The organism is Lysinibacillus sp. BNK-21 (assembly GCF_048684915.1).
Taxonomy (GTDB): domain Bacteria; phylum Bacillota; class Bacilli; order Bacillales_A; family Planococcaceae; genus Lysinibacillus; species Lysinibacillus capsici.
Genome location: NZ_JBLQTS010000001.1, coordinates 3842523 through 3852828, shown reverse-complemented (window position 1 = coordinate 3852828; position 10306 = coordinate 3842523). Strand labels below are relative to the sequence as shown.

Sequence of the window (10306 nt, the reverse complement as noted above, 5' to 3'; positions counted from 1 at the left end):
ATGATAAAAAAGGAGTTTTCCCAATCAATATAACGGGAAAACTCCTTTTATAAGTAAGAAAAAATGAATCCTAATATTAATTTCCAAAAAAGTGAAACTATATCATCTGAAATTCGTATCTTATAGTATAAATGGTCGCTTTGACTGGGAGGTACCATTTCATACATTTTCATTTTGCCAACGTGAGGAGGTCGCCCTGTTGAAAAAATTATTGAGTATAATGGTACTTTCAATAGCTGCAACCGTAGGAAGTTTAACTAGTTTTAGTCAAGTAGAAGCAGCGTCTGCTAAGGTAGTAGATGTGACAAATTCATACTGGGCAAATGCCTCGATTCAACATATGCTCACAAAACAATATATGACTACATACAACGACAACACTTTTAAGCCAGAGCAAGCTATTACAAGGGCAGAGGCTGCTGCTGCCCTTGCTCGCTCTCTTCAAACAAACATTGACATTGAGAACCCTGTAAAATTCAAGGATGTTCCTACAACACATCCATATTACAAGGAAATTTGCCAGCTTGTTAAACTGGGAGTTATTCAAAAAAGTGATGCCTTTCAGCCAGAAGAGCCTTTAAAGCGTATGCAGGTGGCAAAAATGCTAGCACTAGCTTACCAAATTAAAGTAGATGGCAAAAATAATAGCCAGTTTGCGGATATTACGCGTACGCATTGGGCAAAAGACTATATTGAATCCTTAGCAGATATCGGCATTATTGGTGGAGTGGATGCTAAGCATTTTGCTCCTGACCAATTGGTAACACGTGCACAGTTTGCTGTTTTTGTTGAGCGAAGCATGATTTTTCAACAAAAAATTAAGGCATTGGAAGTAGCCTATGACTATCTAGCAAAGGATTATATCCCAACTGTAAACCTTTCTTCTGAGTGGTCTAAAAAGGTGATTGAATTAATAAATGTTGAAAGACAGAAGAATAAGCTAGAACCTGTTGCTTATGATTCGAAACTGACACAAATTGCAATTATCAAAGCACAGGACATGGTAAATCGCCATTATTTTGAACACGTTTCCCCATATTATGGGGCACCTTGGGATTTAGCGACATTATTTGATTACAACTATACAAGTTTTGGAGAGAATATTGCTAGAAATATTAAAACACCTGAAATTGCTGTTAAGGCATGGATGGCTTCACCTAGCCATCGAGATAATATTTTAAAAGAGCACTATACGAACATAGGTGTTGCAATAGCACAGGATAGCAAAGGAAATTACTATTGGGTCCAAATGTTCTCTAGTCAATAAGTTGTTGTGTAACAAAGAATCGCTAATATTACAGAAATGTTACGAAAGTTCCAAATTACGATAAAAAAATCCCCTTTTTAACGCTGGAAATACCACCAAACGCTGGTATTACAGCGTTTTTTTGCTGTCTAAAACCGTTACACAATTGAAAAATAACATTCGCCTCTTTTGTGATAGTCTATGTATAGGCAAAAAAGTTTTGAGAGGGGTATAACAAAAGTATGAATAAGAAATGGTTATTACCGATTTTTGCATCATTTATGTTATTTTCAACTACTAATATTAATACTGCTGAAGCAGCGTCTAAAGCAGATTTAACTGATACAGCTTCTAAATATTTAGGTGTTCCATATAAATACGGCGGTACAACAACAAGCGGTTTTGATTGCTCTGGCTTTACTTCTAAAGTATTTTCAGACTTAGGCATTCAATTAAACCGTACGTCAGGATCTCAATATCAACAAGGTACTGCAGTTGCCAAGAGTGATCTTCAAGTTGGCGATTTAGTATTTTTCAATACAAGTGGTAGTGGTATTTCACATGTGGGGATATACATAGGTGATGGTAAAATGATCCACTCTCAAACTGGTCAAGGTGTAAGCTATTCAAATGTTAATGACCCATATTATTGGGGCGATCGTTATGTAGGTGCTAAACGTGTAGCAACATTTGATGCTCAACAACAAGCTGAAGTAAAACAAGCAGCTATTGACTTTTCCGTATATGCTTCTCGTGCAGAGGTAGCAGTACAAATTGCAAAAGCTTTAAACTTAGATACATCTGATACTACTACTAGTTTCGTAGATGTAAAACCTACATATGCTCATGCAGGTGCTATTGCAGCTGTAGCAAAATTAGGTATCTTTGAAGGCGATGCAAATGGTAAATTCAACCCGTCTTCACCAATTACACGTGCACAAATTGCTAAAGTATTAGTGCTAGCATTTGGTCTTGAAAATAATGGTGGAAGTGTAGCTTTTAGTGATGTGCCTCAAAAGAGCTGGGCTAATGAATATGTTTCTACTCTAGCGTCAAATGGCATTACAAATGGTGACGGAGACGGTAGCTTCGGTTCTGATGAATTACTAAAAATCGAACAATTAAAAGTATTTATTGAAAGAATTCAACAATAAGTTCATAAAGTTAACACTTTAATTGTGTCATAGATTGCAAGAAATGATCTTTTGAATAGCGTATAATGGAAGAAGGGTTTGCAATAGCAGACTCTTCTATTTTTATGATAATTTTGTAGGAAAGGATGTGAATTGGAAAATTAAATTTTAACAGTTCTATTGTATGATGCTTTATTTAGCTAATTTTGTTAAAATGGACACGTTAAGAGAACAAGAAGGGAGGAAATAAGACATTGAACATCAAAAAAATTAGTCTTATCTTGTGCGTCTTATTCATTTCGGCTTCTATGTTTACGATACATAGTGCAAGTGTCAGTGCAGCTAACAATTCAAATATAACATTTGAAGATGTTACTAAAAATCACCCAGCCTATGAAGAAATCAATTATTTAGTAAATTTGGGGGTAATTCAAGGTTACTTTGTGAATGGTAAGAGAGTCTTTGGCCCAAATAATAGTGTTACAAGAGGACAAGCAGCTAAAATGGTTGTTGTTGCCTCTGGTAATAAACCATTAGTTGTAAATAAATCTAGCTTTTCAGATGTTACAGTCGGCACTGAAATGTCAGGTTATATAGAACGTGCTGTACAGCTAGGATTTTTCGACAAAAATATAAAAGGTCAATTCTTACCAAATAAGCCTCTAACTCGTGGAGAAATGAGTTATGTATTAACAAAGGCTTTTAATTTAGATACTAGTGAGTATGAGGGGATCGACTCACCTTTTACTGATGTAGGAATCACACATGAATATGTGAAATACATCAATACAATCTATTATAATGGCATTACCAACGGAACAGGTAATACGTATTTACCAAATAGCACTGTAACACGTTCTCAATTTTCATTATTCGTTGCACGTGCAAACAGTGAAAAATATCGATTAGAGCTCCCTGTAAAAGGTGTACAAGTTCCAGATACATCACAAGTCATTGGCTTAGTGAAGGTCACTACAGATGGGTTAAACATCCGTAAGACAAAAGATTCTACTTCAAGCACGAACATTGTAGGCAAAGTCAATACAGGCGGTAAATTATCAGTCTACGCTGTTGAAAGTAATTGGCTAAAGGTTACTTATAAAGGCGCATATGCCTACATCTATAAGCAATATGCAGAATTTGTAGATGCAGATGGTAATGCGTTAGGAACAGTCGAAAAAGAAGTAACGACAAAAAATGCTGTCAATTTATATGTGAAGCCTACATCTTCAGCAAAAGTAATTTCATCGATTAAAGCGAACGAAAAGCTTCCCGTTTACAAAACAACTGGTGGCTACTACTTAACACAAGTAAATGGTTTACCAGGTTATATTGTAGCGAATAGCACTACGGATATTGTGGAGGAAGAAAAGCCAAATCCTAATCCAAATCCAGATCCAACACCACCAGCTTCTGGTGATGTGCTAGGAAGAGTAACGGTAGCTAATTTAAATGTTCGCAGTCAAAGTAACTCTACATCAGCCGTGTTATTTAAGCTGAATAAAGGAGAGTATGTCCAAGTTAATAACATCAATGGTTACTGGGCAGAAATCACCTATAATGGCCAATCAGGCTATGTTCACAAGTCTTATTTGAAACTATTAAATCAAACAGCTAAACCTTTACAAAATCGTATTATCATCCTAGACCCAGGTCATGGTGGTAAAGATCCAGGTACAGTAAAGGGCTCTGCTTCTGAAAAGAACATTACATTAAAAGTCAGCACACAAGTGAAACAATTACTAGAGAATGCTGGTGCAAAAGTTTATATGACACGTACTGGTGATACGTATCCATCCTTACAAGATCGCGTAGACTTTACTCAAGCAAACTATGGTGAAATTTTTGTAAGTGTTCATGTCAACTCTGCTGCTAATACGTCAGCGTCTGGTACTGAAACATATTATGCAATATCTACAGGAGATATGTATCAGGAAGACATTGATTTAGCGACATATGTTAATAATCAAATTGTCAACAATTTAAATATGAAAAATCGTGGTGTCAAGCAAGAGCAATACTACGTTATTCGTAATATGGTGATCCCTTCTATTCTAGTAGAACTTGGTTTCTTAACGAATGCAGAGGATAACAGTAAAATGACAAATGATCAATACGTTAAATTATTTGCAGAATCTATTTATAATGGTATTTTGCAATATTATAAAAAACAATAATTGATTAAGAGACGATTCCAAAGGTGTACTAGCCTTTAGGATCGTTTTTCTTATTCTCTATATACCCACATAAGAAAAAGACAAACTAATTGATAAAAATGGCTATAAAATTTTTCTAATCATACAAATAATGGGCTAGTTTGATTGCTACGGCTGGCTAGTATGAAAGATAAGGAAAAGACACTTTTGCACATAGGTGATTGGAGTGGAGCTAGCGTCACAGAGGAGACCCTGGAGCGAACGTAAGTAAGTGAAGCTGCTCATCGGACGTCCCCTGGAAAGATCGCTGGCGGAACGGAAATCCACCTCCTGCCTTAAGAAAAGGCCTTTTTTGCTAGTGACTTTATCTTTTTTCAACAACAGTAAATGGCTGTCTCATTTATTAAGAGACAGCCATTTACGTTATTTCACGGTATTGATGAATTTAATATAATCCTTACTTATATATCCAAGTTCAGTGTTTAGTTTATCTGAAACAATTTGATACCAACCATTTGAGCTTGTATCTGTAACGATGACAGGCATATTACTTTTACTAAATGTGAAAAGTGGACTTTGACTTGTTGATGCATCTGCACGAACATTTAGTCCAGCAGTTGTTGTGAGAGCGATTTTATAGGGATTATTTGCATCTTTAAAGCCTAAAGCTTTTTCTGCACGATAGTAATGTCCTGCAATTTTTGCCCCCCAGAATGGATCTGAAGCGTATTTTACGTTGAAGCCGATAGCCTTAGAACCAACAACTGCGCCATTTGTATAACGTCCACCTGGCGTAATATAATTTGGCTGAAGGAATTTTTCAACTAGCTCATTAATATTGGCTTCCACACTATCAAACTTCTTGTTTAGTGGATTTGTATCATAGACATATAAGCCAAATAGATTGTTTAGATTTTGAGCGTGATCACTCATACCATAGGCACTCTCATGCTGTGCTAAGGATAAAATTAGCATAGCATTGATATGAGAATTGGCTTCCACTTCTTTTAATACAGAGCCTAAACCAAGTAGTTTACTTTTAGTTGTGGCATTTTTATAAATCGAAGCACCTGAGCTTTCAACCTCTGCTAATTTTCCCACAATATATTGATCTAGTTCATCTGCTGTATATTGAGTTGCTGCACGAGCTGGTAAGAACTGATAGTAGTTATAGGCTTCTCCCTTTGAAGAACCATCAGCATTGGTAAAGTTGATGCCATCCCAGCTAAAGTATTTCTCACCCTGCTTCATAAAGCTAGGTGCCTTGCCATACACGTAACTAGCAGAATATTTATTAGTTTTATAATCATATAAAGTATGTTTTATTTCACCGTACTCATTTGTGTAATAAGAACGGCCTTTCACTAAAGCAGAAGGAATTAAGGTAACGTCAGCCTGCTTTAAATAGCCAGTATGACCAGCTAAGCGTACTTTTACTTGTGTGGCATCACTACCTAGATACTCCATTTCTGTATTACCCGCAACTGCGATTTGATCCTTAATCGTTTCAGAATTTAGAGCAACATAATTATTCGTTACAACATAACCTGAAGTCATTTTAATAATTTTATTATTTTGAGTAATCACTAAGGAACTAGTCGTCATCGCCTTTTCAGCTGCTTCAAAGCTAGTAAAGGTTTGTTTGTCTACCAAGTTACCATTGGAAACTTCTTTGACGATATATGCAGTAGTATTACCGTTATTACCAGTATTATTGTTGTTCCCATTATTAGTATTACCGTTATTTTCGGAGTTACCATTGTTTTCATTTTTACCAGCGTCAAGCTGATCAGCAAGAAGTATTAATCGTAGAATAAATGTCGATGCCTCACCAATTGTGGCATTGTCTCTTGGTAAAAACATGCCATTGGAGCTTCCTTTAATAAGTCCTAATTGTGCACCGATTGCAACATCCTCACGGAAATCTTTAAAAATAGTTGTATTGTCTTTGAAGGTAATAGAAGAAGTACCTTTTGGTATTTTTAAATAATCAACTGCTCTGATTAGCATCACTGCCATATGCTCTCTTGAAATACGGTCATCTGGCTTAAATGAGCCATCCGTATAACCAGTAATAATTCCAGCAGTTGCGGCAAGCTTAATTTCATTTGCAAATAAATATGTGTCTGACACATCTGTAAACGTTATCTCGTTCTTTGTGTCCAAATTTAATGCTTTTGCTATGTATGTGGCGAATTCACCGCGTGTAACCGTAGCATTTGGACGATAGCTTCCATTTGCATCCTTTAGTAATGCATCTTTCTGAATTAAATAGCGTAGACCACTTTCATGCATATGTCCTGATAGCTCGTCTGCATAGACAGATTGAGGCTGCCAAATGACTAGACTAACAAGCATCAAGAGCAACATAAAAATTGATAGTTTTTTCATAGTTTTACCCTCCTAAACTGATATCATTTTAACAAAGTTACACAATCAAGATAAGGGTCAAATGTTAGAAATGCCATAAAATATACCAGCGTTTTATAGGCAATAAGTATGCTTTTATAATTTGATGTGAAAGTTAGTTTTAAATAGGGGAAGGAAAGTGAACCGAAATTCACATGAGTTTCTTCTATTATATATGTCATTTGTGTTACCCAAAAAAATAATGCCGTACATTGCTTACTAAGAAACAATGTACGGCATTTTATTGAAGTAAAAATTAAAGCATTTCTGAAGTTGTTTTTGCTTGCATATGCAGCTGTAGGTAGTCTGGGCCACCTGCTTTTGAATCTGTCCCTGACATGTTGAAGCCACCAAATGGTTGGTAACCTACGATAGCACCTGTACAGCCACGGTTGAAGTAAAGGTTTCCTACATGGAATTCTTCACGTGCTTTTTCTAGGTTCATACGATTTGTTGTGATAACAGCGCCTGTTAAACCGTATTCTGTATCGTTTGCAATTTCAATCGCATGGTCGAAATCTTTTGCTTTTGCAATGGCTACCACTGGTCCGAAGATTTCTTCCTTCATAATACGAGCAGAAGGATCTACGTCCGCGAATACAGTTGGTTGTACGAAGTAGCCGACTGAATCGTCTGCTGTACCACCAGCTACTAAACGACCTTCGCCTTTACCGATTTCGATGTACTCTGTAATTTTATTGAATGCTGCTTGGTCAATTACTGTTGCCATGAAGTTGCTGTAATCAGTTGGGTCACCCACTGTTAAAGCGTTTGTTAACTCTTCTACGCGATTTACCACTTGCTCATATACATCTTCTACGATGACAGCACGAGAACATGCTGAACATTTTTGACCTGAGAAACCAAATGCTGATTTCACGATGGATTGTGCAGCTAATTCTAAATCTGCTTCTTTATCCACTACGATTGTATCTTTACCGCCCATTTCAGCGATGACACGTTTAATCCAAATTTGGCCTTCGTTTAATACAGATGCACGTTGGTTGATACGTAAGCCAACATCACGTGAACCTGTGAAGCTGATGAAGCGTGTTTTTGGATGATCGACTAAGTAGTCACCTACTTCAGCACCAGAACCTGGTACGAAGTTCACTGCACCTGCTGGAAGACCAGCTTCTTCTAATACTTCGATAAATTTATACGCTACAACTGGCGTTGTAGAAGCTGGTTTTAATAACACTGTGTTCCCTGTTACTAAAGCAGCTACTGTTGTCCCAGCCATGATTGCAAATGGGAAGTTCCAAGGAGAAATGACAATACCGATTCCTAATGGAATGTAGTCATAACGATTATATTCACCTGGACGGCTTTCGACTGGCTGACCGTTTTTAATGCGTAGCATTTGGCGACCATAGTATTCCATGAAGTCGATTGCTTCCGCTGTATCTGCATCAGCCTCTGCCCATGGTTTCCCGGCTTCTTTTGTTAATAAAGCTGAGAATTCATGTTTACGACGACGAACGATTGCTGCCGCTTTGAAAAGAACGTCCGCACGAATGGCTGGATCAACTTTTTTCCATGTTTTGAATGTTTCATCTGCCGCTTGCATCGCTTTTTCAGCTAAATCTTTGCTTGCTTTCGAAACGCGACCAATGACTTCTGTTTTCTTTGCAGGATTGTACGAAACGATTTTATCTTCTGTTGTAATGCGCTCGCCACCAATAATTAGTGGGTAGTCTTGACCTAAGTAACCTTCAACTTTATTTAAAGCCTCTACATAAGCATTGTAGTTTGCCTCTTGTGAAAAATCTGTGAATGGTTCGTGTTTGTATGGAATCATGTCAGTTTCCTCCCAGGTATAAGTAGTGCCAAATGATTATGCACCTTTTAAGATTGTGTTAATTATATAATGCAATATAATTTGGCATTAATCAACTCAAATTTTAAAACTTTTTTAATTTTTGCATCTGCTTTTCATATTGGTGTTAGAATAAGCTTAATGGACTACAGGAGGACAAAATGGATAACAATGTACTACTAAGTATTTATAAATACGTCATTGAAAAAGGCGATATGGGAATTTGCGTTGTAGACACAGAGGGCAAATTGCTTATATACAATAAAAAAATGAGAGAATTAGAAGGCGTTAATGAGGATGAATTTGAGGAGAGGCGAGCCTTAGAGATTATTGATTTTGAAATCGAAAAAAGCGATATTTATAAGGTCCTCAGCTCTGAAACGCCAGTGCACAATATAAAAAAAACGTATTGGAATAAAAAAAATCAAGAAGTGACCTACATAAGCAATATTTATCCGTTGCACTATGAAGGCTCTTTAATAGGCGCTGTGGAATTTGCCCGAGATATTACACAGCTTGAATACATGATGTATCAGCCATTGAGAAGGTATGGCGCTCCATTGACATTTGACATCATCACGGCTGTATCACCAGTCATGAAGGATGTCATTGAAAAAGCAAAAATTGTGGCACTAAGTAGAATGCCTGTTGTGTTAATAGGGGAATCAGGTACTGGGATTGATATGGTTGCAGAGGGAATACATCATGATCTAAAGGTACAAAATGATATGTTTATTGCTTTAATTTGCCGTCGAGATGAGAAAACGGTATTAAAGCAATTTGAAAAATATATTGTGGAAAAGGAGAAAATAACCTTCTTTGCTGAGCGCATTGAATATTTATCTTTAGAAGCACAGGAAAAGATTGTTGAACTTTTTAATAATCATCCTAATCATCAGCATGTTTTAATTGCTAGTGTTGGCAAAGATCCAATTGATTTGATTCAAAAGCATGAGCTATCCAAAAAGCTTTACAGACTTTTTTCAGGTATTACGATTTATGTACCTCCTTTACGAGAAAGAAAAGAAGATATTATGCCCTTTATCGATGATTATTTCAAAAGACATCGTGATAGCTTTGGCTCATCTATTCACGGGCTTTCAGAAGAAGTACGAGATACCTTTTTAAAATATGATTGGCCAGGAAATTTAAAGGAATTAGAAGTCCTGCTGGATGAAATAACCTCGTTGATCACCAATGAAACGATAGTTGAATCACATATGCTGCCAGTGCATTTCAAATGGAAAATCCAAAGCTCTTGTGAGGAGACGGAAAAAGAGGTTTCTACGAGTGACTTGTTTGTCATTAAAAATCAACAGGATATTCGACCATTAGATGTCTATATGAAAGAGGTAGAGGAGTACTATATTTCGAAGGCATTGGACTTTCATCAAGGCAATATCTCCAAAACGGCTGCTGCGTTAGGGATTCGGCGACAAAGTTTACAGTATCGAGTTAAAAACTATAAGCTCAATAAAAAAAGCGAAAACATTGATTAACAATGTTTTCGCTTTTTTGGATAGTTTCCCGAAAGTGAAGGATA

Annotated in this window: 6 protein-coding genes; 4 read left to right on the top strand and 2 right to left on the bottom strand. The window is 36.6% G+C overall.

What is annotated here, in order from left to right:
* Positions 1–199: 199 nt before the first annotated feature.
* From ACMGGO_RS19510 to ACMGGO_RS19500, 3 genes are all read left to right on the top strand, one after another.
* Positions 200–1267, top strand: coding sequence for an S-layer homology domain-containing protein (locus ACMGGO_RS19510; protein ID WP_420282142.1), 1068 nt, complete (start codon positions 200–202; stop codon positions 1265–1267).
* 221 nt (positions 1268–1488) lie between these two features.
* Positions 1489–2400, top strand: a complete 912-nt coding sequence (locus tag ACMGGO_RS19505; protein WP_009371892.1) for a C40 family peptidase — start codon at positions 1489–1491, stop codon at positions 2398–2400.
* Between the two features lie 233 nt (positions 2401–2633).
* Entirely contained in the window at positions 2634–4556 is a 1923-nt protein-coding gene (locus ACMGGO_RS19500) for an N-acetylmuramoyl-L-alanine amidase (protein WP_259949546.1), read from the top strand.
* 402 nt (positions 4557–4958) lie between these two features.
* Here the strand turns inward: ACMGGO_RS19500 and ACMGGO_RS19495 are convergent, their stop codons facing one another.
* Entirely contained in the window at positions 4959–6926 is a 1968-nt protein-coding gene (locus ACMGGO_RS19495) for an S-layer homology domain-containing protein (RefSeq protein WP_312123827.1), read from the bottom strand.
* A 274-nt stretch (positions 6927–7200) separates the two neighbouring features.
* Complete coding sequence (pruA, locus tag ACMGGO_RS19490) at positions 7201–8745, bottom strand: L-glutamate gamma-semialdehyde dehydrogenase (RefSeq protein WP_066036915.1); 1545 nt, start codon at positions 8743–8745, stop codon at positions 7201–7203.
* A 179-nt stretch (positions 8746–8924) separates the two neighbouring features.
* Here pruA and ACMGGO_RS19485 point away from each other — a divergent pair, with 179 nt between their 5' ends.
* Positions 8925–10262 (top strand): helix-turn-helix domain-containing protein, encoded by a 1338-nt coding sequence (locus ACMGGO_RS19485; protein ID WP_048395890.1) that lies wholly within the window; start codon positions 8925–8927, stop codon positions 10260–10262.
* Positions 10263–10306 lie beyond the last annotated feature (44 nt).

What these genes read in the sequence shown, in the direction of transcription:
- ACMGGO_RS19495 (WP_312123827.1), bottom strand. Translation starts at nt 6,926, where the DNA reads ATGAAAAAACTATCAATTTTTATGTTGCTCTTGATGCTTGTTAGTCTA.
- ACMGGO_RS19485 (WP_048395890.1), top strand. Translation starts at nt 8,925, where the DNA reads ATGGATAACAATGTACTACTAAGTATTTATAAATACGTCATTGAAAAA.
- pruA (WP_066036915.1), bottom strand. Translation starts at nt 8,745, where the DNA reads ATGATTCCATACAAACACGAACCATTCACAGATTTTTCACAAGAGGCA.
- ACMGGO_RS19505 (WP_009371892.1), top strand. Translation starts at nt 1,489, where the DNA reads ATGAATAAGAAATGGTTATTACCGATTTTTGCATCATTTATGTTATTT.